Below are 26,486 nucleotides of genomic sequence, written 5' to 3' on the forward strand. Positions count from 1 at the left end.
TCTTTTTATTGATGTTAAATACAATATTTACAGAAGGATCTCAGGTTTTCATACATAAAAACCATTCGCAATCAGGATACTTAGTTAAAATCTGAAAATCAAAATCTGGCAATGTCAGATAAAACTTAATCTTGTTTACTCAATGAACGCGTTTACGTCTCTTATTTGATCACATATTAAACAATTGATATAATCACCCAAAATTTACCAAAAAGTTGACGATATGTACAAAAAGTTTGAATCCAATCTTGGCCAAATCCTGTCAGAAAAACCTCAAAAAATTAACATTAGCAATAAATTGCCAAGTCAACCAGATTGTGAAATCAAGCAAGTAGAAAGTGATGTACTTGCTAAAGAAATCGGGATGAAAGCCTGGACAGACAGCCTGGTTTTTACTAAAGATACCCAGGTGTTAGCTTATCCTGAAATTGAAAATGCTGTACCGCGTTATGATGACGCCGCAATGAGCCAGCTACTCAGCACCATTAATTCAAACAGCAAAAAACTGTGTTTAAGCCCAATGGGAGCAACCGGGCTTGGGGTATTCGCTCTTGAAGTTATCGAGCCCGGCGAACCAGTCATCATTTATGCCGGTAGTATGAAACCCATAGCGCCTGGTAACAATGTCTCTGCATCAAAAAATGATTACGGCTTGGATTTTGATAATTTTGAAGGTCAAACCTATGCAATGATACAAGCCAGAAACTATGGCAATCTGGCGCGTTGTATGCAACATGCTCCTCGTAAAACCACGCCTCCATATGCAGATCATGGGTGCATCAGTCTTGATGACTACCATTTTCTCGATATTGATCGAAACACCGTGGCTGTTGCTAATCTTGAATTGAAGATGCTTAATCATCGTGGACAACTAATATACTATTTCATTGCCAAAGAAAGAATTCTACCCGGCCATATAGTGGTCTGGGATTATAATATTCATTATTGGCGAACCAAAGAAGCCCCGCCTGAATTATTTACAAAGCATGGGGAAATAATTGATCGAAAAAGTTATAGGCCAAAAGCTTTCAGTGTTCGTATTAGCTTTGATAATGGTGATAAACCAATCGACCTATTTACAAAGGCTTCTTCAATGTATTTTGATTCAGAGAATTTACAGGCCTTGAATATTCAAACACCCTATGGTCACAGGGGATATGTTTCGGCAGCAGAAATTAAAGCAAAATTTGATAATTCGCCTTTACTGTTCATCTGGAGAAAAAGTTATAACTCGTGGATAGAGGAATCACGCCCATTTACTCAGGATTTTTGTTTAATTCCACAAGACTCAACTCAGCAATTTTTTAAGCCCAGCCGATCTTCGAGAAAAGAGATTCTTGATGCTTTGAAACAACTTGCTAAAGAATATGGTATCCCTAAAGCAGCTCGCTACGATCTTAGACAAAATAATTCAGTTGCAATAATTATGATGGATAATGATAGCCACAAAACAGAAGTGACTGCATTTAAAGCTAAATTGACAGATGCTGGTATCAAGAAAACAGCCACTGGGTTCGCCACTTTCGGCAAAGAAAGAAAATATTGCCTCTATATTTATGAGCCGAACACCCTGCTGTTTAATGAGCTAACTCACAAGCTACAAGATGAGCAGGCAAACGCTGTTCAGCAAAAATTTCATGACCTTAGCATTAAATAAGCCCACCTCCCCAGAGTGAATGTATCCTGGCGACATGCGGCACTAACATTCTATACACATCGTTATCCACAGATTTTGTGGATAACTAGCCTTCTTATTTCCGAAGAATCAAACGTTAAAAGCCTTGGTATTCATGGGTTTGACATGAAGAAAGGAACATAAAATGACTAATAAAGAAGAGAGGCTAAAAAAACTTATCCACAGAGCGAATGAAGTGAATATAAGTTTCGGGAAGTGCATTGTATCCTCTTTTTTTTAAAAGAACCAGTCTTGACATTTTGCCACTGTTTTCTTTGAAGGCATTTTTTTGAAACTAACTGCAGGATCTGAATACCAGCCCCCCAGGTCTAACTGTGAGTGAAATTACAGCTGCCAATCTTTCCATCGGGTAGAATCGCATTGCAAAAAGAACTCAGGGACTTAAGCTGCTCCGGTGTGATCTTCGCATTGTATAAATTAGATCCAGCCAAACTGGCGCCTGATAAATTAGCACCAGAAAAATCTGACGATGTAAAATTACTGTTACTCATTCTCGCTTTTTTTAAATTTGCGAAACTAAAATCACTATAAGAAAAGTCAGCAGCCCCAAGGGAAAATTCGGTGGCCATTATGCGATTAAATTTTGAGAATTGATGATTACCCCAAATACTCAAACTGGAACGAATTAAATTGCTATCACTGAGAGTGATAGCCCCACTCTTATCGGTAAAAAGATAGAAATCATTGCTCAAATCACAAGCCTCACAAACTCCTGTCTTTTCAAATTTTTCAACCTCTAATGGATTAGAAAATTGCTGGGAATAAATTACTGTAGAAATGGAAACTAAAGATAAAAATAAACAACTTCTCATGACTCCCTCATTCAAATAACCAACTGCGTTCCTGCATTCAGAAAAGTATTTTACTTCATTATTCAACCAATTACACTGTGTAATTGGTATATTGTTTATATCACATTGACCCGGAAATTCCTTTGTAAATGGAGATGAGCCAAACTCTGATAATTGAATTAATGCCATTTATCTCAGAGCAATTTCATGGATGCATTATCTTGTTTAAACTATGGTGTTGGCTTTATGATGATAAGTCACACACCATGGATGTCTTGAGGTAAATAGCAGCACATCTAAAGCTATTTTAAAGGCAAAGTGGTTGCACAGTGTGACAAGGATCAGTAAATATAAGGTACATGCGATGTTTAAGATGCGACTTGCTACGATATTGAATGCCATTATCATTGTGGGATTGACTGTTCTGGATTCAAGGGTTTATGCATCCGGGTTTCAGAGAATAATCGATTATGCTTATGATAATCCTGCCATTATGAATCATACAATTAAAAAAGCTGAAGCCACTATAGGTAATAACCTCCTGTATGGGCTTTTTACGTATAAAGGCCAGGCTGGCTCTCTATATGGCAGATCGGATAGTAAGGAATTTTATAATTACCCCTACGGACGATTGGCTTATCGTTTTCATCCCAAGTGGATGGGAGGTATTGATGTTACTCACCTGAGTTATACCAATATTGTGTTTCCGGTGAATAGTGTGGCCAGGCAAATAGCCACGTCTATCGTGCTTCAGACTATCGCCATTTCCCCCAGATTGAGCTATTTAGTTAATAAATCTCTTGCAGTGGGAATCGCACTGAATATTGATGCCACTTATAAAACAAAATTGGATAATGTGGTCAACCCAAATGGGGAATTGAAAAATCACTCGTCGTCCAGGGAGCCAGCCCTTGGCTGGGGAGTCGGAGTTTCTTACGCAGCGCCAACCAAGACCACTATAGACCTAAGTTATTTTTCAAAAATTGTACATCCCACTTCGGGCTCCAGTACCTGGGGAGCCGCTAAGACCAATAATTATGCTATCACCTATCCGCTCCCCGCCATTGCAAATCTGGGTGTTGCTCAAAAGATACAGGAGAAATGGCTCGTAAAAGGAAATTTAAGATATCAGTGGTGGAATACATTCGATTATTTGAATTTAAAAAATACCGCATTGGGAAGAAATATTCTTGTTCCTGAATTCTATAATAATACATGGATATATACCCTCGTAGCCCACTATCAGACAAATGATAAATTGGGATTCTCTGGCGGGGTTGAATATAATCAAAGCCCTCAATCTATCACTTACAGGAATGCAGGCCTGGCTGTCTACAGATCGCTGGTGGTGGGAGGCGGCTTTGATTATGCGTTTACCAAAGCTTTGACTGGTAAATTTATCTACGGACATGCCTTTTCAAATCCGCCAATTGACAGAATGGTTAGCACAGGTTTAGTGCGAGGCAAGGAAACGATTAACAGCAATAACTTTGACTTTAGTCTAACCTGGCATATTTGAGCACTGGCCTGCCCCTTTATTACAAAGGTCCCCTTTACCAAATTAGATAGAGAGCACTATCGCTTGTGGCTCAATAGCAAACCACCATAAAGCCAGGCAATTGCATAATCGTTCGGAGTTCAAAACTACATTTCAAGCAAAGCATATTTTTGACAATTGTACCCAATCTAAAAACTCTCCCTAACTCTTATAATAATTGTTATCACTGACACAAAACAAATCTATAATCAGCATATTACCTATTTGCAAGAGCCTCTATGAGAATCCAATTTTCAGGTGCTGTACAAACAGCGACAGGATCGAAATATCTTATTCAAATAATTCCAATACGCGCTGAAATAGTGCAAATAGAAAATATATCAGCACATGATTCACACTTATCCACTACAAGAAGTCAATGAAGCTCTTGATGATTTACGATATGGGCGATTTACTGGATCGGCAGTTATCACTATTAACTAAAATTAAGAAAGTCCATGAAAAGAGAAAATTCAATAAGTATTCTATCGCAGTTTTTACAATCTAAATGGCAATCGTTTATCGTACTACTTTCCCTCTTGGCTATCTGTATCAATCTCATCCTAAGCGCAACAAATTCTCGGTTCGTCAATGTCTCTTTATTAGCTTTGATTATCGTTGGAGGAATCCCGTTATTTCTGCAAATTTTTTTAAAGCTGCTAAAGGGTAATTTTGGTGCGGATTCCCTGGCTGCAATTGCTTTAGTCACAGGGGTTATCTTGCAGCAATATTTAGCCGCTTCGTTAATAATCCTGATGTTAGCCAGTGGACAGACATTAGAACGTTACGCACGGCATAAAGCATCTTCTGTCTTATTGGCATTGGTGAAACGAATGCCCACTTTTGCTCATCGTAAGATTGATGGTGATATTTCTGATATCCCCGTAGCTGATATTCATATTAATGATGAAATTGTTATTTATCCGCATGAAACCTGCCCTGTTGATGGTATAGTTATTGATGGAAATGGTTCAATGGATGAATCTTATCTTACCGGAGAGCCTTACCAGATTTCCAAGGCACCCGGCGTGTCCGTTTTATCAGGGGCTATCAACGGTGAGTCGGTACTTGTCATTCAAGCGTCCAGACTGCCAGTCGATTCACGGTTTGCGATTATTGTGAAAGTTTTAGAAGAAGCAGAACAAAAACGCCCTTCGATCCGCAGATTAGGAGATCAAATTGGGGCAATTTTTGCACCTCTGGCCTTATTATTCGCAGCGCTCACCTGGTATTTTACCAATGATGCCATCCGTTTTCTTGCGGTACTGGTTATTGCCACACCCTGCCCTTTATTAATTTCTATTCCCATTACGATTATTAGCGCGATTTCACGCGCTGCAAAACAGGCTATTATCATAAAAGATCCAGTCGTTTTGGAGCGCTTACCTACCTGTAAAACTGCTATTTTTGACAAAACAGGAACACTGACCTACGGCAAACCCACTTTAAGCCAAATTCATACCACTCCAAATTATACAAAAGATCAAATTCTGCAATATGTCGGCAGTCTTGAGCGTTATTCAAAGCATCCCCTTGCCAATGCTGTAATTAAAGCAACAAAAGAACGACATATTGATTTATTAGAATCGATGGATGTATCGGAGAAGCCTGGACAGGGTTTAAACGGTATCATCAATCATCGAAAAGTAAACGTTACGAGCCGAAAAAAACTATTAGAAATATTGCCTGATTCTCAATCATTACTCCCTCCTGTTTCCCCGGGTTTAGAATGTATTATTTTAATTGACAGCGAATACGCGGCCACTTTACATTTTCACGATGCACCAAGGGCAGAAAGCAAATCATTTATCAGTCATTTGAAGCCTGCACATCAATTTAAAAAAATTATGCTGGTTTCCGGAGACCGTGAGTCCGAGGTGAAATATCTGGCGGAATTAATTCCGTTTACAGAAATATATGCGTCTCAAAGCCCTGAACAAAAACTGGCTATCGTGCGCCGAGAAAGAAAAAACGCCCCTACAGTATTTATGGGAGACGGCATCAATGACGCCCCCGCTTTAACCGCAGCCACCGTAGGGATTGCTTTTGGGCAACACAGCAATGTGACTGCTGAGGCTGCAGGCGCTGTTATTATGGAAAATACCTTAAATAAAGTAGATGAATTGCTACATCTAAGTATCCATACGAGAAATATTGCAGCACAAAGTGCTGTAGGAGGAATGCTTTTAAGTCTTATTGGAATGGGATTTGCCGCAATGGGTTACATAAATCCGGTTTTAGGTGCGATTCTGCAAGAATGCATTGATATCCTTGCGATTGCTAATGCCTTACGCCTTGCATTTGGGTCCGAAATTAAAATTGATCTGCCAAATAGTTAAAAATAGGAGTACATGATTCTCCCCCATAAATTTGAACCTCCTGGCTTACAAGCGATTTTCACCTTTGAGCAAATTATCGAACTCATAACCGGGCAAGATCAGGATTGATTATTTGCCAGAACGTTGTTATTCAAAGTACTTTTAAGGGTTACAATAATCGCAATATTGTGGCTCAGCTACTTTCACACCGTCTCTTCTTGGCCGCTTCTCTTGATAATCACACTGGATACAACCCCAAATCTCGTATTGGCATAATGAAGTCGGGGATGAGCATTCACCGCAAGGAAGGTAGCCTGAGACTTGTTTTAATCCAAAACCAGGAGCTAAGCAGTCAGGGCAACAGCATTGAATTCGATGAGCTAACTTTTCGGCGAGCATAGAAATCGCATTCATTCTGGTTGGATTCATCATGGCTCTCATATCCGTGGCAAGAAAGAGCTCCTTTTCGTTTTGAAACCCAAGAGAGAGGGCATTTTGCAGCGCTGTTCTGTCTCTGATTCCTTTAGCAAGCACCTTTTTATCACTATTGGTCTGCAAAGTGAGGCCATGCCCGGGGAAACCTGCTTTATCTAAAAAATCGCTTAGCTCTGTTTGTGCGGTTATTGTCATCATACGATAATTTGTTTTGGGTGTCGTATATTGCTCAGCAATCACCCAATTGTTTTTGCGATCAAGAAATACCATAATCTCATGATCAACAGGGGTAAATGGGAATGCTGGATGTGGCCCAAAACTTCCCTCACTGGCAATGACTAAATCATAACCGTAATCCTCTGCAGCACGTTTTGCCTTTAAAACACAGGTATCATAAGGGCTTAGTGTCCTTGGTATTTCACCAGTAAAGCTTCCAAATTGGTCGGTATCAAATTCGTGCACATCCAATGTGCACGAAAGTGTATCAAAAAATACCTTAGCAATTGCTTTTTCTTTCTCATGTTTTGAAGCAAGTAAAACCGACTGATTTCGATAATGCATGATTAAACTCCAGTAATTGAGTGGAAATAATCCATTCGCGCCGCAAACATCACATCCGAGTTTGGTTGAAATCAGATACTATGATTTCTATTTTATTCATTGCATGTAATTCTACTAAACGCCATTCCCCAGATGGGTAGAGTTGATAAGCACATTGACTCTTCGGATCAATAACTACCAAATGCACCCACTCATTAAAAAATAAGGTTTTTAAAATGGAGTGTTTTTCAATCACTTGAGAAACCATCTTTCTGGGAGCGTAAACAACTGTCAATAAGCGCTGTGGTTCATGATATGTTTTATCATCCGAGCTCATTACCGATTGCAGGGGAAGACCATGCATCAAATCGCTTCCATTGCCCTGCATGATCCCAATGGTTCCAACTACATTGTGAGTGACTTTGCTTCCACTTCCAAAAGCAACGTTATCTAAAGTAGAAAATAAGTATTGAGTATTTATCCATTCAGCCACCACCATGGGCGCAGTCAAAATCGTCTCGAGCAGGGCCCCGTCATGGTCGTGCTCAAAGCGGTATGAATGAAGAAAGCAACGGCCATCAAGGTTGATATTTTTTGTTAGATGCCGAGGTGCCACAATAAAGGCTGCATTTCTTGCCAACCCCCATTCAGGTCGTGTTTCAGACCAGTCCAGACTCCGTCGTATTATGTCTTTATGGGGCCTGCTACTCTGCAATTTGGTTCCCCGCTCCTGGTTGGTTATGCGCTTTGCTTCTTTCAAATCGGCTTGTAATTGGGTGAGAAGTTCAGGATATACAGGTGTCTTCACTGCCTCTTCAGAATAAAGCTCAACGCAATCCGTCGTTGTATTATGCAGTGCCCCGTAGAATATCGTATCCAGGGGGATGTGCATGCCGCGGTCTTCCAGACCCTTACGAACTTCGGGCTTATTGAGAATCGATGCCAATAAACGGGCATTGATACCGCCATGATTACCACCGCAGGCGCCGCAATCCAGAGCTGATGCATAGGGATTATTTTCAGTTGTACTTCCATGGCCGCAAAGAATAATGAGCTTCGCAAAACCTGAAGTAAGCCCCATCAGACGCAATACCGTTTCAGCATAACTAATCTGCTCTTCTAAGGACAAACCTTGCTCTGCATCAGCTTGGCTTGACTCATAAGCGACTTTGGTCGGCATACGGGGTTTTAACCAGGTTTTGATGGCCGAAACTGCATGGTTACTTAATTCTGGCGATAAAGATTTAACGGTCATATTTATACCGCACCAAAGACCTAAGGATTCGACTAAGGCAAAGGGGGTGGACACATTGTGTTTTAGTTGCGTATACAGACTTTTGCAGCGGTCAATGAAGGCCTTTCCTCGCTGATAATGCTCAAAAACATCTTTATTGGCAGCCGGTATTTCTTTAACGGCATATTTTGGTTTTAACAAGACCGGACAGCACTCTTTATTTCTATTGCTATCAAACTCATCCACACGCACAGGAAGACCAAAAAAACCGGCAAAACCAAATGTTTCATAATGGCCCAGGGATTCAATGGCGCGGCGAAAAGGCTCGGAACGTACATCAATACAAAAAACCAACTGCGCATTTCTTCGCGCAAGATGGGACTTTTCTTTTTCTACCTCCGGCAAAAGCTGGCTTAATAGCTTTTGCCGATAGGAATTCTCGTTGCTTTTTAGTTTCGCCAACACTTTTTTAACCAAAGAACCATCGCCGAGACTTTTTTTTTCTTTAGCAGCGTCAGGCCAGAAAATACAGGTTAGCACTAGGCGCACTGCCAGAAAATCGGTGAGAGTTACATTAGTTTCCCCCGGTTTTTTTGAGTTCTGCCAGTCTGTTTTCCATTTCACAAATCCTGCCCAACCTGGTAAATAGGAAAGCGACTTTGAAAGAAATGCCTCTTCCTGCCCTTCTGGAACATGAAGCCTTTGCAGACAGATCCTGATTGCTTCTTCCGCAGACTCAGGCAATTGCTGGAGAAATTCCTTTGCTTCTTTCTTATTGTGGTGAACTTGCTTATCAAAATAAGCCAATTTTAAGAATCCAAAATAAAAACCTTTCTCCCTAAAAGGCATATCAATACTGCCTTGTCCCGCATCAAAAAAGCCGCCACACCATTTGATCATTTGAATATTAACGTCCTCCAGTTGCAGATTTCGTTCAGCCCTTTGGCGTTTAAAGTTACCTTTAACCTGAGCCAGGGCGTCTTCAAACGTTTGTCCCTCAAACCCTTGTAATGGATTACAGGCGATAAACGTTTCAAGCGGCCAAACAGGCGCGATGCATTTTGCAGCATTGTGTACCCAGTCTTGTATTTCAAGCGCCTTGTTTTTTCCATGATGTAAGCTAATTTCTGCATTTTTAATTTCTTTCGTTGCATTATTTTGTTTCAATGCTATTTTTGCAGCGGTCATAAATACTCCTTAATATCTTTAGTAGTTGTAATCGTTTCTTAAAGCGGTGACAGTTTTTACAGAGGGCTGGCTTGAATTAAATAAGCTCATATAAAGCCAACAGCCTAATCTTGATTGGCCAATTGTTTGATGCAGACCCAGATTAAAGAAGGCCCAGAACGCCGCAAAGGAGGCCATAATAGTCCAATGAATTATCGATAACTGAGGGGCTTTCAATAATGATATGCCTGGTATTAGCCACTGAATCAATTGGATACTCGCGCCGTACATGAGGCCGGAAATCATGGCAAGAAAAAGCGCCAACACGAAACTTGACACCGTTTGGTGGGCCCTGATCCAGGTGAACATGAGTTGTGAGCCAGCTATAAAGGTAAAAAACAAAACAAAGCTGCTTGCCTCATACACGGAGAGCGGCTTATTTGTTACAAACGCAAAGGAAACCATTGCCACTATCCCGCCAGAAAGAGAAATCATAAGCATAATGAGAGACCCTTTAGAGGAATTAGTCTCTGATTTTCTTTGTTTCACCGCAGAGCCTGAACTTAAAAAAAGATAGGCCTTGAACAATCCATGCCAACACAGATGCGCTATAGCTGCAGCAAATAGGCCAACGCCGCATTGCATCATCATGAACCCCATTTGTGCCATAGTGGAGCAAGCCAACATTTTTTTTACATCATGCTGCATCAACTTCCAGGTAGTACCCAGTAATGCGGATATAAAACCGACTATGAACAATAGCGTTAGCAAGCCAGGGCAAAGTATTATCAGTGACGCCAACTTGACGATTAGAATTCCTCCGCCATTAACAAGGCCTGCATGCATCAAAGCAGAAACCGGGGTTGGTGAATTTAAAGAGCTGATCAACCATCGATGAAAAGGAAACAACCCGGACTGGACGACTGCACCAACCAGGATTAGACCCATTGAAATGGAAAATAAGGAGGGATTGCCGAATTGAGTTATCTGCACCAGGGATGAAATAGAACTTGAGCTATAAGTTACAGTTAAAATAATAAAAGCGATTAATAGACTTAAACATCCCGAGGACAGTGTATAAAAGGCCAGGCGCGCAGAGTTTTTTGCAGCCGCCCATTCAGATTTATGTACCATCAGCAGTACCAGAAATACATTGGAAGCAGATAAGGCACACCAGAATAAAAACAAATCATCGGCAAGCACCATGATAAGCGCTGTAAATGTTAGCGTTGATAAAAGAAGAAAAAAACGTCTGTAGAGCCTATCCCCATGCATATACCTTAATGAAAAGCGATGCACGATAAAACTCACTAATAAAATTAAACTGCATAACAACAGGCCCAAGGTATTGAAGCTAATTAAGAAGTAGACTGCAGAATTCTGAGATAAGGATAAATAGGAGAGCAGCCCTACCCCAGTTAAAAAGCCACCACCAATACTGTAACCTGCCAGGCGGGCTGCAACAATTGGCCGGGAAATTAAACTGCAGTTGAAAGCAAGTGCGATAATTGGACTGGACAACATGAGACATAAAAAAAATAAAACTATAGTATTCACATCATTCCCCATTAGAGATTGTTTTGTTACAATGAGAATATATTAGATATACTGATATAAGTGAAATTAAAAATATTTATCTTTTCTATTAGGAATTCTAATGTCACTAGATACAGTAACCCTGCAATGCTTTCTGGCTGTGGCAGACACGCAAAGCTTCACTAAAGCAGCTGCCCGTGTAGGCCGAACCCAATCAGCGATAAGCCAGCAAATTGCCAAACTTGAAAATTTAATTGAAAAACAGTTAGTTACCCGTGGGCGCGAACTATCCCTTACCCCAGAGGGTGAACTTTTTTTAAGTTACGCCAAAAGGATATACGAGCTGCATCGCGAATCACTAGACCGATTTAAGACACCGGAGCTACAGGGCGAGCTTCGATTTGGCCTTCCGGAAGACTTTGCCTCCATGATGCTTTCTGAAGTTCTGGTGGAGTTTTCCAGGCTTCATCCCAGAATAATGCTCAATGTGGAATGCGATTTGACATTGAATCTTATCAAGCGATTTCATCAGGATGAATTTGACTTAATCCTGATAAAGACTAATGAAAAAAATCTGATTTCTGAGGGCGTCAATGTATGGAATGAGCCCGTAGAATGGGTGGGCAAAAAAGAGTTGCTGCCAGCGCTCAATGATAAAGCAGTAATCCCGTTGATTCTTTCACCCACCCCATGCGTCTATCGCGGTAATGTGATTGAATCCCTCAATCAGCATGATCTAAAATGGCGCCTGGCATTTAGTAGTCCAAGTTATGCGGGCAAAATGGCGGCTGTCAAAGCGGGCTTAGGAATCACAGCCATACAGCGTAGTATGATTCCCAATTATCTGGACAGACTCGATGATTATTTTCTTCCCTCTTTAAAAGACATTCACGTATCGTTAATTAAAAAAGAGGCTGCAAGTAAAGCGATTGATTCTCTTGAATTTTTTATCATGGATAAATTAAGACTTAAATAAAGGATTTGGAACACTGATGAAACAGGGAATGAGTTCGATTGCTGAGGTATTGGATAAAGCGACGATTGCGTCAATCGTGATGATAAGCGTGGTCGTAAGCCTGCTGAGCTTAAGCATACCTATTGCAGCCCAAACTTTAGTCAATCTGATTGCCTTCGGCAAATTACTGCAGCCGGTAGTCACACTAAGCATCATCGTACTTGTCTTAATGATAGCGCTGGGGGCTTTAAATATATGGCAAACGGTTATCATTGAAGTCATTCAACAGAAACTAATGGTTAACATAAGTCTTAGCCTGGCCCGTCAATTTACTCATTTATCACTCGATAATTTCTCGTCACATCATGGGCCTGAGCTCGTTAATCGCTTTTTCGAAGTGGCAACCATTAACAAAGCGTTATCAAGCCTTTTACTTTATGGAGTAAATTTGGGTCTGCAGCTTTTTTTTAGTTTAATCCTGCTCCTTTTTTATCATCCGCTTTTTCTCATATTCGATGGATTTATTATATTAAGCATTGTGTTAATTGTTTTTTTGCCCTACCGTAAAGGTTTGGCAAGTGCTGAAAAGGAATGTACTGAAAAACACCAAATAGGCGCCTGGCTGGAAGAGCTGCTGACCAATCGCTTTTTATTTCGGTTTAATCGCTATCATCGCTACGCTATTCTGCAAACGGATAGACGCCTGGTTCATTTTTTAAAGGCTCGCAATATCCATTTCAGGCAACTTATTAAACATCAGATTGGATTTTATCTTCTCTCAGCAATCGCCAGCAGTTTATTACTCGGTCTGGGTGGCTATCTTGTGATTAACAACCAGTTAAGCCTGGGCCAGCTCGTTGCAGCAGAAATTGTACTTGGCGCGTTAATTTATGCTTTCAAACGATTTGGTGTCCTTTTAGAAAATTATTACGACCTGCTGGCTTCCGAACATAAAATTGATCTGGTATTAAATCTTCCAACGGAACCTGTCAACACCGAGTTAAGCGAACTTATCAATCCCATAAAACACATCATGCTAGTCACCGAAGAACAGGAAAAAGGATCGAGCTCGCCTGGGAACCCTCTGGTTATCTGCTTCAATGAGACACTCAAGCAAGAGTCACTTGTCGATTTTATCTTGGGTTTTAAAAATAATATCGATCTCAGTGTATATATCAATCAGACTCTCTGCCATCAGGAATACAGGCGCTCCCTTCGTGAACACACCCTGTTACTTCGAGATAAAGACTGGTTTGCGGGCAGCATTTATGACAATCTGCGCCTTAACCAGGCGCCTTTTCCGATACAGCAATTAAAAGAGCTTTTAAAATCTTTTGGGCTGATGGATAAAATTATGAGTCAGTCTCATGGCTTAAAGACCATGATTTATGATTGGGAGCAGGTGTTTACTGAACTCGAGCTCATTCAACTCATGGTGATTCGCGCATTAATTGCAAAACCCAAGCTTATTATCATCGATAGTCTCTTTGATAGACTGGCCATAAATGACATTGAATTACTGCTCTTCCATTTAGCAAACCTCAATGAGACGCTTTTGATAATAATCACTCAATATCCGAATCATATTCCCTTGTCTAACTGTCTGGTGCTTTCATGAAGCTACATGCCTATCAAATGATTGGCAAATTACCCAATCCGCGCAAAATCGCCAAGATTATCTTTTTAGTACTTTTTATCTTAATTTTACTATTGAGTTTCACCCCTTGGCAGCAATTTGCCCTGGGGAGCGGGAAAGTGATTGCATTCTCCCCTTCGGAGCGATTACATACTGTCAACTCACCTATCTATGGCAGAATTAAAAAATGGTACGTCGATGAAGGGATCCGTGTTAAAGCGGGAGACCCAATTGTAGAGATTAGCGACAACGACCCGGAGTTACTCAAACGATTGGAGATGGAAAAAGAAGCGATTTTGCTTCGCATCAAAGCGGCACAGCAATCGTTAACCGCAGGAAAAGCCAATGTTGAACGCCAAAAGAATTTGTTTCTGCAAGGTATAAATTCAAAACGTCAATATGAACTGGCTCAAATAGAATATGCCAAATATCAAAGTGAACTGGCACAAGCCAATATTGATAAGGTCAGCATCGATGTTCGCATTGCCAGACAACAAACTCAGCTCATCAAAGCGCATGTCCCGGGAGTAATAGTCAAACGCCTGGCCGGACAACAAAGCGTTGTAGTCAGAGAAGGAGAGATATTAGCTGAGATTATACCCGTCACCGAATCCAGAGCGGTAGCCCTTTGGATTGATGGGAATGATATTCCATTCGTTTACCTCAATCAAAAGGCACGTCTTCAATTTGAAGGATGGCCGGCGATTCAATTTAGAGGCTGGCCACAGATCGCCGTCGGCACTTTTGGGGGAAAAGTGGCCTTTATAGATCCGACAGATAATGGCATGGGATTATTTCGCGTCGTAATTGTACCTGATGAACCCTGGCCTGATCCAAACTTTTTAAGACAGGGAGTTCGTGTTCATGGTTGGGTTCAATTGGGTGAAGTACCTTTATGGTACGAGCTATGGCGTCAATTTAACGGCTTCCCGCCTGAAAGCATAGCACAAAAGGCGAATTCATGAGGGTATTAGCATTACACGGGCTTCTCACTATACTAACTGGCATAGGCCTCTTATTGGGGTATTCATGGTCCTATGCCTCCCCCAAAACGCAGGAATTGAGTTTAATGCAAGTGTTGCAAAGTATTGACACTCACTACCCCCAAGTAAAAATAGCACGTCTCGAAGTCATAAAGGCCAGTGGAGCATTTGTTAATGCCAATGGAAAGTTTGACCCTACCCTGGAAGTCAGTACCCGCTCACAACCCGCTGGTGGTTATATTAATAATTTTGGTGATACTCAACTCACCATTCCAACACTCTACAACGGTTTGAAACTTTTTGCAGGCTATCGGAACGGGCAAGGCGACTGGCCCATTTATTATCAAAACTATTTGACGAACTCAGGTGGAGAATATCGGGCTGGGTTATCACTTCCCTTGCTTCGCAACCGGCTAATCGATAAAGAGCGCACCGGATTATTTTCTTCTGCTCAAATGATGCTTATGAAGGCACAGGACGCCGAAGCAATCAAAATAAAAATTTATCAGGAGGGAATTAAAGCCTATTGGCAATGGGTAGAAGCAGGCCTTCAAATAAAAACATTCAAACAACTGCTGCGATTGGCAAAAAAAAGACAACGGGCAATTGAAAAACAGGCTAGTCTTGGGGATTTACCAGAATTGGCCATCAGTGAAAATTTACAGCAAATAATTCAAAGGGAACAATTACTCAATCAAGGCCAAATGATATTTGAACAAGCAGGCATTAATTTATCTCTATATTTTCGGGACCCACAGGGAAACCCGCAGGTGCCCGGGGAACAATCCTTACCTGCATTGAGCAGCACTTCAAACAATAAAACAGAAATCCAAACATCGCTCAGGGAACACCCTGGTATTAAAAAGCTTAACCATTATGCCAATATGATAAGGCTCAAACGCGATCAGGCACGTAACGAGCTCCTGCCTCAATTAGATGCAACTGCGTACACCTTCAAACAAAATGGAACAGGAGGATACCCTTTATTAATTCCACAAGCCGCAATGGTCGGATTATCGTTTAAATTTCCCTTATTACAAAGGGAAGCCAGGGGAAATCTGATTCAGGCTGAAAGTGAATTGCGACAAATTCATGCAGAAAAGCGATTTTTTTATGAACAACTTAACAATGAATTTGCAAATATACTGATTGGTATAAATAGAAGCAGGCAGCAAGTCAGCCTGTTAAAACAAGAATTGCGCTTGGCTAAAAAGGTACAGGAAGGAGAAACAAAAAAATTTTATGGCGGCGACAGTACTTTATTTTTAGTCAATCAACGCGAGCAAATGACGACACAAATACAACTCAATACCTTACATGCTCAAGTACAATTGGAAGAATTAAAAGCCAGAGCTCGCTTTTTTAATTCAAGCTGCAGAGAAAACCGGAAATAAAGTCAGCAGCATGATTATTATATATACTATAGAAATAAGACCTGTTAACTAAATCGATTTATGTGAAAATATTAATAACTACCGCTCCTTTCGAGGCCGAAAATACAGGCGACATCAGCTACGCGCGTCAGATGGAGAGATGTTTAAGAGATTCAGGACATGAAGTAACTTATCTGCGTGCTCAAGAGCTTGGCTTAGCCGTCGAAGTGAGTAAAGCGCTTGATACCTCTATTAGGTTAAGTGAAACCTACGCTGCACTAAAAAAAATTGGCGACTCATTACTGCATCATATCTTGACCACAATCCCCAAAGACACGGTTCTTTTCATGCATTTCAGAATTCCTCATACTGGATTTAGCTTCTCAGCAAAGCATCTTTCTCAGCTAAAAGCAGCAGGATATAAAATATGTGCTTTGATTAATGAACATAGCTGCAATAGAGAGGAACCTACCGAGATAGATAGAAATTATCAGACAGCCCAATTAATTCCTTTTTTTGATCAAGTTATTACATTTAATCCTATAGATAAAGCAGGCTTACTTAAGACAGCAGAAACCAAAAATTTTTATCACTGTACCGATACCAAGATGTCTTTAGCTAAAAGCAATGCATGGACTCTTTTTCAGGTCGGTGATGAATACCCTGCACAACTCTCATTGGAAGAAAGAATATCTCTTATTCCAGCCCCTATACTAAGCGCTAAAAAATATGATCCTGGTCCTGCAGAAAGACCAGATAATATATTGATGTTTGGAACTATCCGACGAAACAAGGGAAACACCGCCACGCTAAATTTAGCCCGATTGCTGGCTGAGAAAGGAATATCAACTATTCAGATTAAAATTGTAGGTAAAGTACTTGCTGATATGAATGGTTTTAGTTCCTTCAGACAATATGTATTGTCCACTTTTCCTGACCGCCTGGGATTTTGTGCTGATTTTAAGCCTCTCGAACGCATGCTCGCTGAAAAAGAGCACAGAATAGCAAAATTATCATCCTTAGATGACTATGAAAACGAGTTCAATAATTTATGTAGAGAAATAGTCAGGGATTTGGAGTCGCAGGTCACGAAAAAAAAACCTAAAGCCCTACCCATTGAATTTCATATCGATGTGAGTGAGGAGGCTTTCCGAACATTGTGCCATCAATCTCGCTACGGTATTAAATTCGACAAAAAAGGGTTTTGCGATAATGCCTCAACTATCATTAACATGATGGGTTTCGGATTGATTGTGATTTCAAACAAGACCCGTATGCTCAATCCTGTTTTCGATGATTGTCCCGCAGAGGAATTGCCTTTAGTTTTATTGGACACGACTGAACCCGAAGCAGAACTTCTTTTTCAAACCATCTTTTATTTAAAAAGAGATGTACCTGCAAGACAGCGGATTCTGAAAAATCTGGAACGGGTAATGACCACAATATATGATCCAATGCGCGTGACGGCTCAGGTTGTGAGAGTGCTTGAAAAGGCATTGAATATTGAGCGACATGCCAAACAGGAAGATGAGGAGACAGATAAAACTGAAAACAAGCTCTCATCAAACTGTGTCACGTCATCTCGAACGCAGTGAGAGATCTCCGAATGCGGGCACAAACCAGGATTTGGGAGATCTCTCACTGCGTTCGAGATGACGGCGTGCCTGTGAGTAATGACACAGTTTAATGAACCCTCTCTAAAAATTCCTAGCTATCAATTATCATAAATCTTCCAACCAGAGAATCATCACTCGTATTGTGTTTCTTGTTCATAGAGTTGGAAGCATAGAAGCGAGACAAACCAGGAGCTAGTTTAATAGCCCCGTTTAAATCCGTCTGGGTTCTTCTGTGATATTCAGAAGAAACACGCTCTCGTAGGGCTTCTGGAACTAAAGTAGCCGAAACGCCGATATGGTAATAGGGCATCTTTTCTTCACTTAATCCTGTATTTTCACCAGGGGCTAGAGCCTCAAGATGCCGAACAGCTTCGTAGTCAATTAGACGATTATATATTTCTCCAACTTCAATTACGGAATGGTGGCCGTTATAAACAATGACTCCACATAAAACTATCGCTAGATAACCTGCAGATCGGGATTGAAAAATTCCCAATGAATCATGAAAAAAGCCGAGATCAAGCAGCGCAACAAATACTCTAGCCGCAGTTGATGACGCACTGGCAATCAAGGGTAAAGAAGACCCATTTCCTGCACCCCAGCTTGCGAGATGTTGGATATAGGGCACCGGCACTCGTTTTATAAAATCTTTTGGACGGTCCGCAGGGTTTAAAGGGATTTTGTAAAAGGCCATTTTTTCTTCAAGAGCTTTCAGCGCCTGGTTCGCTTCTGGAAGGGTTCTATGAGAGGCAGATATATCGTTTTCAAATCTTCCAGCAGCGACTGCGGCATCATATTTTTCAACGACCACCCTTGCCTTCTGATAAACATCCGCAGCGGCAAAAGCAGCCTTTCCAGATCTATAAGCCCGAGTATGAAGAGCCGCACGTGGAGCGATGTCAGTGCCAATCTCCATGCCTAGGCCGCGGGTTATGGCAAGATGCTCCGGGGTGCGGCGTACTCGCATATCGAGCTCTGCCTGGGTTGGCATTATCCACCTGTAAATGCTTTCAAACTCCAGTTTGCTTTCACCAGTCTTAGTCCGTGCCAGTTGTTCTACATAGCAGAAAGAGCAATCAGTGATCATCTTCACCACCTTGCTTAAGCAATTTACATCGGTAGTTCTCCTTATTCTTTCGGGCTCCATAATTGCCGAGAATCTTATTAAAAGCTCTTTCAGCAACTCCTTACTGCTCTTGATTTCAGCAGTAGAATAGTCCTGCATCACCCCTTCCCACTGCGGATCATCCGATGAATGTTCAGAGATAAGAAAATCCAGTGATTTCTCCTCAGACGCATTCAATTTAACACTTGTCTCTAGTTTATTTAGAATGGGAGTAATAACTACGGCTCTCAATTTCTGAGCTGCGTTCGCAATCTCTATTTTACAGTCAGCATCATCTTTAATAACGTGCAAAACAGACTCTGCAAAATTACTATCTTGTTTCGCGGTAGGCAAAAGCGTCTCCCTGGTAAAAACAATTTCTTTGGTTATCACGTCTTGGACCTGATTTTAGAGTTGTTGTACATATCCTGAAAAATGGCTATCCCGTTTAACGATAGACAAACGCGCCTCGCTAGTCATTGTCGAGCTATCTTTTTGGAAAAATGCACAATTATTCTCCCCTACTTTAGAACTTGTTGGCGATTGTAACTCGTTGACCCAGCTATTTTTGTTCGTTAATAACATGATAATCGCATCTAAACTGTTTTTTATTTTGCTGGCATCTTCGAAGGAGAAGGCTTCAAGTTCGACATTTAGTTCATCTTTAGCATGTTTAAAAACTGTTTCATCCTGAACAAGGCAACAGGATACTATAAGTTTTTTTAATATCGAATGAATGTGATCATGAGGCCCAGATAAGGAATTCAAAATTTTATATAACGATAAAATAGCCGCAGCAGCTTCATTTAAATTATGAATAATCTTCAGTCGAGCACCAGCAGACAATCCCGTAAATCGTCCCTGATATTCTTCTAGTCCAACACGACATAAACTAAGAATTTCAGCAACATCAAGTGCTGTAGGAGTACTCCTGACTTGATAAAAATCGCTGGGCTTTTTTAACAGATCAAATAAAACATTATTCCTATCTTTTACACGGGTGGTATAGCCACTTTTATCCGTTAATTCCCTGACTTTTATTTCAACCATTTTTTTTAGTTCATCATCAATCGATTCAAAACGACATTCCTCTTTAAAATCATGAGGCGCCAAAGGATGAAGTCCTAAAGCATCCAGTTGAGTTATTTTGCTTTGAAATGTTCCGCATGAATCATAAACGGCATAACAGACAGAGGAATAGTAGCCACTCTTGCTTACATCTTTGGGGTTTAAATAAACGTATATGGTTTGTTTTGAGGGGGCTTCTGGTGGAGGATAAAATTCAAACTGATACTCGCCCAACCAGTCCCCGAAAATCCAGTCTGTATACCAGCGAATACGATCTGAAAAAGGGGTAAAAAACACATGCAGCATTTTAACAATATCATCTCGCCATGCGTCAGCATCGGCAACATCATAACGCCTGGCTCTTCCGTAATCGATTAAATGAGGAGTACCTTCTTCATCAACGACAATGTTTTTTCCATGGATATCACCATGTATATAAGCTGTCTGTGAAAGAGAGTTTTTTCCAGTATGTATTTCTTGCAGAGCAAGCGCAATTTTAATTGCTAGCTCATATCGCTGATCGAGCGAAGCCTTATGCCTGTCAAGGTATTCAAATAAACGGATGCCGAGAAATTGATAGGCTATATAATGCTTCAGAGGGTATTTCTTTGAGCAGCTTGTCCGTGTCGCTCTTTGGCCAGCTATTCTTAAATCCTGAGCCACTTTCGACTCCTCAGCAGAATTAGCAGCTTCCTTTTCACTCGTAACTACTTTTAAGGCAATTAAATGGCCGCTCTCCCCTTCAGCAAGCTTGGCATGCCCATTTATTCCTGCCCCTAAATAGCTCCCTTTCCCTGACATAGCCACAATCTGACGATCTATAACTATAAATGAGTGATTTAAAATATCGGGATAATCTTTCCTGCGCAGTTTATTACCGTCCGGCAACAGCCTCCCTTCTGGCATTAATATTTTTTTGGCAAAATCCCATTCAAATGCCTTTTCTTCTACTGACCATTCGATTTCAGGCATAAAACAATCTTCCTTTAAGATGTTTTTTTGTCAAAAAAGAGCGGTTAATATACCATAAGCGGCTTTATTGATCAATTTATGATCACCCAAGCTTACGCAGTCATCGCGTAAGTAATTAGCCTGAATTTTAGTGATCTGATTATAGCTCCGGGAGCTGCTTAATCCGGAAGCAAAAGAGTGAATATGGATAGAGGGGCTTATTTGTGTTTCTTTTTGTTTTTTTTCTTGTCTTTCTGTTTGCCGCCACCAGTCTTCAGCCACATGTCGCTACTCCCCATGTCGCCAACTCCCAGGTCGCCGCCGCCAACCCCCCCTGAGAGTTTTTCCAGTTCAGTATCTGAAACTTTATCCAGTTTTTTATCTTTTGGTGTAGATTTTTCTGACATAAGTATCTCCTGTGGCAAGATATCTTGCTTAACTAGTATAGAAAATGTTTAAATATTTATCAACTAAACGGTGGCAATTTACTAAATAATCACAAATTCACTACTTATTGATTGGGGCAGTTTTCCGATGCTCATTCACTCTGATTTTAAGCTGCCCAAAGGTTAATGGTGGCAGAAAGAGATTAAGCAGCATTGTAATCTTAGGCAACGAAGCTTTTACTTCCTTTCAAATTAAAAGGCGCTATCATTAGCTTTTTAAAAGGGTGCTTGGTACTAGCGCTGACAAGATAGTGGAATTTACTGCCCCCTGTGTTTCCGTTTTGAAGATCTGAGCAATCTTATTGTCAATCCTGACTTATTAAATACTCAGTATCGAATGTTCTGTTTGGATGGAGGATTTATTCCTGTAAATCAATTAAATTTTCAAAAACGCCTAAGTATGGGAAAAATTATTATTCAAAAAAAGAACATGGGTAAAGTAGCCTTTTTGAGTAAGGATCTGACGTACAAGCACATTGATTAAAATAAAGGAATTATCATGGATAAAAAAGAGCAACAAGCCATAAAGAGATCCAAAATTCAGGTTAATTGCTTTGCGCAATCCGCTCTAGCAATTGATAGCCTTCATGGCCGAGGAAAATTATTAGATGTACCCACAGTAATGCAAGGTCTTATTGATGGCGCACAAAAAATAACCGAAAATAACACAAAGGAAATCGAACAAATGCTATTTACTCATGCGAAAACCCTTGATTGTGTTTTCTATGATGCATTAAGTCAGTTAGCTGACTGCCAAATGATAAATCAGATTGAGGTTTATGCGAATATAGCTTTTCGCGCGCAAAATCAATCTCGAAAGGCTTTATTAGCCCTAGCAGAATTAAAAAACCCTAGGAGAGCAACCTTTATAAAACAGCAGAATAATGCGATTAACCAACAGGTTAATAATACATCACAGGAAAAGGTTAAAAATTTTGAAAATTCTGATAAATTTGCAAACGAACTATTAAAGGAACCCAATTATGAGACATTGGACTCCAGAGGAGCGCCAGAGGCAGGCAGTATTAATCCAAAAATGGAAACCTTGGAGCCAATCTACAGGAGCAACGACACCGAAAGGTAAATCGATTAGCAAAATGAACGCTTATAAGCATGGTGCACGTAATGCAGATGTAAGAGAGGCGGCACAACAACTTGCTGAATGGAAAAGGACTTTGAGGCAATTAATAGGAAGTATCTAGGCTCTAAAAAGAAAAACCCCGGATTCATCACCTACCTATAAGATAAGGAGAGGAGTTGCCCAGGGACAGTATGTATATTATAGGACAAAACTCATGCAGGATTCAAATCATATTTTCTTTGATGAATTATCAATCATCTTTTCGGAAGAACGATTAGACGGTTACCTTAGTCATGCTAAATGTAACAATAGCAAAACTGATGCATTGATTGCGTATTCTTGGAATATTGAATTGAGTCAAGCATTATATCCTGCTTTGCAAATACTAGAAATAACATTCCGGAATTCCCTACATCAAGCACTTAGTGCAAATTTCAATACGGTTTATTGGTTTGACTTACCTTTTTTGCATGAAAGAGAGAAAAATCAAATTGAACAAGCTAAAGACGACTTAAGAAAAGAGCATAAAAAAATTGAAGCTGGTCGCATAATTGCTAAATTATCATTTGGATTTTGGACATCATTGTTTGATGTTCGGTACGAGCATGGACAAATTTTATGGCCAAAACTTCTTAAACCTACTTTTCCCTATTTAACTAAAAGACAAAGAACTCGCACTTATGTATCACGAGAATTAAATCGTATTCGGTTCTTACGCAACCGTATTTTTCATCACGAACCCATTTGGCACTGGAAAGATTTAGCGGATCAACATGGTAGTATTATAAATATGACCAATGGATTATCGCCTTTTGCGTCCGAGTACCTAAATGTATTCGATCAATTTGAAACAGTATACACCGATGGAAGAGCAAAAATAGAAGCCAAATTAAGGCAGAAAATGTAGGTTTAATTGCTATTGGCTAATAATTTAAATTTATTAATTCTGCTATATTTAAAGAATATTTAATAACCTAACATTGCTCATGGAAGAAAGAGAACACTATACGGATCTAATCGTAAATTCTAATGATGCTAAGAAATTAGTTGTAGCAGGTGCTGGCACTGGTAAATCATTTACTTTCAAACGTGTTTTATCAAAAGTTCAGAGTAACAATAATTTAATTTTAACTTTCATCAATAATCTAATTCGAGATCTGAAAAATGATTTAGGAGCTTACGCTGAAGTAAGAACATTCCACTCGTTTTGTAGAAAAATTCTGCACGAACACTGTGGAGATGGCATCAATTCAAAATTTGAATATTATCCAGATCTAATTGACTTAATTGCCGAAGATGTTACGTTATTAAACGGAACCATAAGATCAGATATTGTACAATTGATTAAAAAATCATTCCAACTGTTAGAAGAAGATAATAATCTTACTTTTTTTCTTGAAAGAGCTAATTATTACAATGCAGTAAGTTTTGATGATAGTGTGTATAGAGCAATACAAGTTTTAAATAAAAATAAAGAATATATCCCCTCATATGACACCATCATAATTGATGAATATCAAGATTTTAATGCCTTAGAAGCGGAACTATTGGAATTACTCTCAACAAAATGCAAAAATATACTCATTGCAGGTGATGATGATCAATCAGTTTACTCCTTTAAACATGCTACTCCTGAATATATTCGTGAAAAATATAAGGACCCCAAATTCACCAATTTTGAATTACCTTATTGCAGTCGCTGCTGTAAAGTTATAGTTGATGCTGTTCATAATGTAATAAATTATGCCTCCGACAAAAACTTACTCCCTGATAGAATTAGCAAAATATATACCTATCATACGCAATCAAAAGATAATGACAGCCAAAAATATCCTCTTATCCAGAAAGCCAACGTTTCAGTAAATAGAAAAACATCACCCTTTTTTGCAAGATATATTGTATCAATCCTAGAAAAATTAGATGAGGAGGAAATTAATGAAGCAAAAGAAAATAACTATCCATTAGCCTTGATAATTGGTCCAAGTCACTATTTGAGACAAATTGAAGAGTCATTAAAATCATTGACAAAAAATTATTGTATTCAAAATACAACAAATAAAGAATCAAAGTTTCCTCTTATTAGTGCAGTGGCGCATCTATATAAAAATATCCAATCAAACCTAGGCTGGCGAATTATTCTACAAGAAAATTGTGATAAGAATTTACTCAATAATATACTTCATAAAACAAAAGATAAAAAATATCCAATAATTGATTGCCTTCCAACTGATTTTAAAAACTTGTGGTTGGAAATTTTAGAAAAGCTTAAAAAAGAATTTGAAGATAAAAATTTTTCATCTGAAACTCCATCTTTAATCGAAAAACTTGGCGAAAACTATATGAGCAAATTTACAAGCTCATTACAGCGTGATGAATTATCAGGGTTGGGTGACTCAATGGAAACAGAGATACTAAACAAGCCAAATTTAAGTGAAATAAAATTAACCACTTATTCTGGGAGTAAAGGACTTTCTGGAGGACAAGTTTTTATTGTAGGTCTAGAAGAGGAGGAGTTTCCACGTCAAAACCCTACCTTTGATGAAATTTGCCAGTTTATTGTTTCTTTAACAAGAACCAGAAAACAATGTCATCTAATGACAGTAAATAATTTTAGTGGCAAATGGAAAAAAGAGTCACAGTTTATAAAATGGATTGATAGCAAAAATTTAAATAACATTAACGTGAATAAAGACTATTTTAAACAATTCAAATAGTTAGTTATTATTGTACTCATCTTCATAATCATCATCACTGGAAATTAAGTCACTTAAATCATTTAATTTATCGTCAGAGATTTGATCATTATATTGATGAATTAGCATAGAAATAAATTCCGAAACATCAGGATCAGTGGCAATCCAGTTTAGTTGATTATTTTGTAAAAATGCATCTGTGATTAAGTCTATCTGTGGAGGAGTATAAGCTTCAATTGCTCTAAGGTTATATATTGCCTGATGTGTCTCACTAAAAGAACTACTATTAACAAGCCTATTAATTAATAACTCCTGGTTTAATTCACTAGCCAATTTTATATTGGGGTGCTTATCAGTAAAAAAATCAGAAAGAGTCCTATAGCCAAAAATTTTTGTGGCTTTACTTCTTTCCCATTCTTCCTTTAGAAAACTTTTAATTATATTGGTGTTTTTATAAAAAAAGTCACCATCTGCTGATATCAAATAAAGATCATTTAATTTATTATCATTTAATAACAAGATTTCCCAATTAATTTGATCACCTAGAGAGTTTTTCTTACCGGGGGGATTACCTAGTTCCTTCCTTCTTTTTGCTTTACTTAAAATATCATCAGTAACCTCAAGGCATTTGCTCTTTTCAACTATATGTTGAACAATCTCATCTGCTTTAAATGAATTGTCACGATTTTCCTTTTCAATTTTTTTCAAAATCTTTTGATGATGCTTGTTATAACTATCTTTTAAATCCAGCAATGTCTGATATTCAGAATCAGCCTTAAATATAGCTGGAACACTTAGCTTTAAGCTTTGCTCCTTAAATTTAGTAATCGCATCATAAATAATATCATCTCGGATTCTAAAAAATTCATTTCTTACTTGCTCAGTAAGCAAAATGTTTATTTCTTTTTTTTCCAAAAGAACATATATTTTTTTAAAGCTTTCTAAATCTTCCTTTGAAAGCCTATATAAGCTTGTCAGTATATTGGTATCAATAAAAACATCCATTTTCTATCCTCCTCAAATACATTCTTAAGTGTAGATGAAATTTCGCATTAAAATCGTTTGAGGTGTGGAACCTATTACATATAAAAATGTGACAATAGTGATAATGGTGATGACTGTAAAAACTTATTTTTTATTGGAAGGATTTTTTAGAATAAATTAAACCCTTTTTGTATCTTTTTTGTACTTTTAATTTTATCCCCTAAAAGTTTGGATTCAGAATTGCTTTAATTTTATTCTCTTGAACTAAGTAAAGAAGACTGTTTAATAATTAAACGTTATTATGTCGGTTAAAAGTCTAGCAAAGAGACAATAGGAACGTT

The 26,486-nt window shown here is 39.1% G+C and carries 19 protein-coding genes; 11 read left to right on the forward strand and 8 right to left on the reverse strand.

Going from position 1 to position 26,486, the window contains the following annotated elements; all coding sequences use genetic code 11:
• Positions 1-223 precede the first annotated feature (223 nt).
• Positions 224-1,657: an SET domain-containing protein gene (locus B1207_RS00980; protein ID WP_112218136.1), complete on the forward strand. Its 1,434-nt coding sequence runs from the start codon at positions 224-226 to the stop codon at positions 1,655-1,657.
• Positions 1,658-2,004: 347 nt separating this feature from the next.
• Here the strand turns inward: B1207_RS00980 and B1207_RS00985 are convergent, their stop codons facing one another.
• Positions 2,005-2,676, reverse strand: a complete 672-nt coding sequence (locus B1207_RS00985; RefSeq protein ID WP_112218137.1) for a pentapeptide repeat-containing protein — start codon at positions 2,674-2,676, stop codon at positions 2,005-2,007.
• A gap of 175 nt (positions 2,677-2,851) precedes the next feature.
• On the opposite strand from B1207_RS00985, the gene B1207_RS00990 reads away from it, so the two are divergent.
• Both B1207_RS00990 and B1207_RS00995 read left to right on the forward strand, forming a co-directional pair.
• Positions 2,852-4,006: an OmpP1/FadL family transporter gene (locus tag B1207_RS00990; protein ID WP_112218138.1), complete on the forward strand. Its 1,155-nt coding sequence runs from the start codon at positions 2,852-2,854 to the stop codon at positions 4,004-4,006.
• A gap of 476 nt (positions 4,007-4,482) precedes the next feature.
• On the forward strand, positions 4,483-6,363 hold the full coding sequence (locus B1207_RS00995; RefSeq protein WP_112218139.1) for a heavy metal translocating P-type ATPase: 1,881 nt from the start codon (positions 4,483-4,485) through the stop codon (positions 6,361-6,363).
• A 141-nt stretch (positions 6,364-6,504) separates the two neighbouring features.
• On the opposite strand, the gene B1207_RS01000 is transcribed toward B1207_RS00995, so the two are convergent.
• Genes B1207_RS01000 through B1207_RS01010 form a run of 3 tightly spaced genes read right to left on the reverse strand, consistent with a single transcriptional unit; the run spans position 6,505 to position 11,275 of the window.
• Positions 6,505-7,338: a DUF6671 family protein gene (locus B1207_RS01000; RefSeq protein WP_112218140.1), complete on the reverse strand. Its 834-nt coding sequence runs from the start codon at positions 7,336-7,338 to the stop codon at positions 6,505-6,507.
• Between the two features lie 49 nt (positions 7,339-7,387).
• The gene (locus tag B1207_RS01005) at positions 7,388-9,739 is read right to left on the reverse strand and encodes a DUF2309 domain-containing protein (RefSeq protein WP_112218141.1); all 2,352 of its coding nucleotides are present in this window, start codon (positions 9,737-9,739) and stop codon (positions 7,388-7,390) included.
• A gap of 18 nt (positions 9,740-9,757) precedes the next feature.
• Positions 9,758-11,275, reverse strand: coding sequence for a proton-conducting transporter transmembrane domain-containing protein (locus tag B1207_RS01010; RefSeq protein WP_112218327.1), 1,518 nt, complete (start codon positions 11,273-11,275; stop codon positions 9,758-9,760).
• 100 nt (positions 11,276-11,375) lie between these two features.
• Here B1207_RS01010 and B1207_RS01015 point away from each other — a divergent pair, with 100 nt between their 5' ends.
• The 5 genes from B1207_RS01015 to B1207_RS01035 all read left to right on the forward strand — a co-directional run bounded on the left by B1207_RS01015 (position 11,376) and on the right by B1207_RS01035 (position 17,796).
• A complete protein-coding gene (locus B1207_RS01015) occupies positions 11,376-12,230 on the forward strand; it encodes a LysR substrate-binding domain-containing protein (RefSeq protein WP_112218142.1) in 855 nt (284 codons plus the stop codon).
• 13 nt (positions 12,231-12,243) lie between these two features.
• Positions 12,244-13,827, forward strand: a complete 1,584-nt coding sequence (locus tag B1207_RS01020; protein WP_172458066.1) for an ABC transporter transmembrane domain-containing protein — start codon at positions 12,244-12,246, stop codon at positions 13,825-13,827.
• Positions 13,824-14,810 (forward strand): HlyD family secretion protein, encoded by a 987-nt coding sequence (locus B1207_RS01025; protein ID WP_112218144.1) that lies wholly within the window; start codon positions 13,824-13,826, stop codon positions 14,808-14,810. Before B1207_RS01020 ends, B1207_RS01025 begins: the two co-directional genes overlap by 4 nt.
• Positions 14,807-16,222: a TolC family protein gene (locus B1207_RS01030; protein WP_112218145.1), complete on the forward strand. Its 1,416-nt coding sequence runs from the start codon at positions 14,807-14,809 to the stop codon at positions 16,220-16,222. The genes B1207_RS01025 and B1207_RS01030 overlap by 4 nt, the downstream gene beginning before the upstream one ends.
• A gap of 62 nt (positions 16,223-16,284) precedes the next feature.
• Complete coding sequence (locus tag B1207_RS01035) at positions 16,285-17,796, forward strand: hypothetical protein (RefSeq protein WP_146739992.1); 1,512 nt, start codon at positions 16,285-16,287, stop codon at positions 17,794-17,796.
• Positions 17,797-17,908: 112 nt separating this feature from the next.
• On the opposite strand, the gene B1207_RS01040 is transcribed toward B1207_RS01035, so the two are convergent.
• The 3 genes from B1207_RS01040 to B1207_RS01050 all read right to left on the reverse strand — a co-directional run bounded on the left by B1207_RS01040 (position 17,909) and on the right by B1207_RS01050 (position 21,348).
• Positions 17,909-19,315, reverse strand: coding sequence for a hypothetical protein (locus tag B1207_RS01040; protein ID WP_112218147.1), 1,407 nt, complete (start codon positions 19,313-19,315; stop codon positions 17,909-17,911).
• Between the two features lie 15 nt (positions 19,316-19,330).
• A complete protein-coding gene (locus B1207_RS01045) occupies positions 19,331-20,962 on the reverse strand; it encodes a protein kinase (RefSeq protein WP_112218148.1) in 1,632 nt (543 codons plus the stop codon).
• Between the two features lie 197 nt (positions 20,963-21,159).
• Entirely contained in the window at positions 21,160-21,348 is a 189-nt protein-coding gene (locus tag B1207_RS01050) for a hypothetical protein (protein WP_112218149.1), read from the reverse strand.
• A gap of 538 nt (positions 21,349-21,886) precedes the next feature.
• Between B1207_RS01050 and B1207_RS01055 the strand changes: the two genes are divergently transcribed.
• The 3 genes from B1207_RS01055 to B1207_RS01065 all read left to right on the forward strand — a co-directional run bounded on the left by B1207_RS01055 (position 21,887) and on the right by B1207_RS01065 (position 25,182).
• Positions 21,887-22,471 carry a hypothetical protein gene (locus B1207_RS01055; protein ID WP_112218150.1) on the forward strand — a complete coding sequence of 195 codons (585 nt, stop codon included), beginning with the start codon at positions 21,887-21,889 and terminating at the stop codon, positions 22,469-22,471.
• Between the two features lie 211 nt (positions 22,472-22,682).
• On the forward strand, positions 22,683-23,375 hold the full coding sequence (locus B1207_RS01060) for an Abi family protein (protein ID WP_112218151.1): 693 nt from the start codon (positions 22,683-22,685) through the stop codon (positions 23,373-23,375).
• A gap of 79 nt (positions 23,376-23,454) precedes the next feature.
• Positions 23,455-25,182 carry a UvrD-helicase domain-containing protein gene (locus B1207_RS01065; protein WP_112218152.1) on the forward strand — a complete coding sequence of 576 codons (1,728 nt, stop codon included), beginning with the start codon at positions 23,455-23,457 and terminating at the stop codon, positions 25,180-25,182.
• Here the strand turns inward: B1207_RS01065 and B1207_RS01070 are convergent, their stop codons facing one another.
• Complete coding sequence (locus B1207_RS01070; RefSeq protein WP_112218153.1) at positions 25,183-26,166, reverse strand: PIN domain-containing protein; 984 nt, start codon at positions 26,164-26,166, stop codon at positions 25,183-25,185.
• Positions 26,167-26,486 lie beyond the last annotated feature (320 nt).

It is taken from the genome of Legionella quinlivanii (assembly GCF_003265995.1).
In the GTDB taxonomy this organism is placed as follows: domain Bacteria; phylum Pseudomonadota; class Gammaproteobacteria; order Legionellales; family Legionellaceae; genus Legionella_C; species Legionella_C quinlivanii_A.

Coding starts and splice junctions, on each gene's coding strand:
- B1207_RS00990 (WP_112218138.1), top strand. CDS start 2,852: ATGTTTAAGATGCGACTTGCTACGATATTGAATGCCATTATCATTGTG.
- B1207_RS00985 (WP_112218137.1), bottom strand. CDS start 2,676: ATGGCATTAATTCAATTATCAGAGTTTGGCTCATCTCCATTTACAAAG.
- B1207_RS01030 (WP_112218145.1), top strand. CDS start 14,807: ATGAGGGTATTAGCATTACACGGGCTTCTCACTATACTAACTGGCATA.
- B1207_RS01060 (WP_112218151.1), top strand. CDS start 22,683: ATGCAGGATTCAAATCATATTTTCTTTGATGAATTATCAATCATCTTT.
- B1207_RS00980 (WP_112218136.1), top strand. CDS start 224: ATGTACAAAAAGTTTGAATCCAATCTTGGCCAAATCCTGTCAGAAAAA.
- B1207_RS01050 (WP_112218149.1), bottom strand. CDS start 21,348: ATGTCAGAAAAATCTACACCAAAAGATAAAAAACTGGATAAAGTTTCA.
- B1207_RS01055 (WP_112218150.1), top strand. CDS start 21,887: ATGGATAAAAAAGAGCAACAAGCCATAAAGAGATCCAAAATTCAGGTT.
- B1207_RS01015 (WP_112218142.1), top strand. CDS start 11,376: ATGTCACTAGATACAGTAACCCTGCAATGCTTTCTGGCTGTGGCAGAC.
- B1207_RS01070 (WP_112218153.1), bottom strand. CDS start 26,166: ATGGATGTTTTTATTGATACCAATATACTGACAAGCTTATATAGGCTT.
- B1207_RS01045 (WP_112218148.1), bottom strand. CDS start 20,962: ATGCCTGAAATCGAATGGTCAGTAGAAGAAAAGGCATTTGAATGGGAT.
- B1207_RS00995 (WP_112218139.1), top strand. CDS start 4,483: ATGAAAAGAGAAAATTCAATAAGTATTCTATCGCAGTTTTTACAATCT.
- B1207_RS01000 (WP_112218140.1), bottom strand. CDS start 7,338: ATGCATTATCGAAATCAGTCGGTTTTACTTGCTTCAAAACATGAGAAA.
- B1207_RS01005 (WP_112218141.1), bottom strand. CDS start 9,739: ATGACCGCTGCAAAAATAGCATTGAAACAAAATAATGCAACGAAAGAA.
- B1207_RS01025 (WP_112218144.1), top strand. CDS start 13,824: ATGAAGCTACATGCCTATCAAATGATTGGCAAATTACCCAATCCGCGC.
- B1207_RS01065 (WP_112218152.1), top strand. CDS start 23,455: ATGGAAGAAAGAGAACACTATACGGATCTAATCGTAAATTCTAATGAT.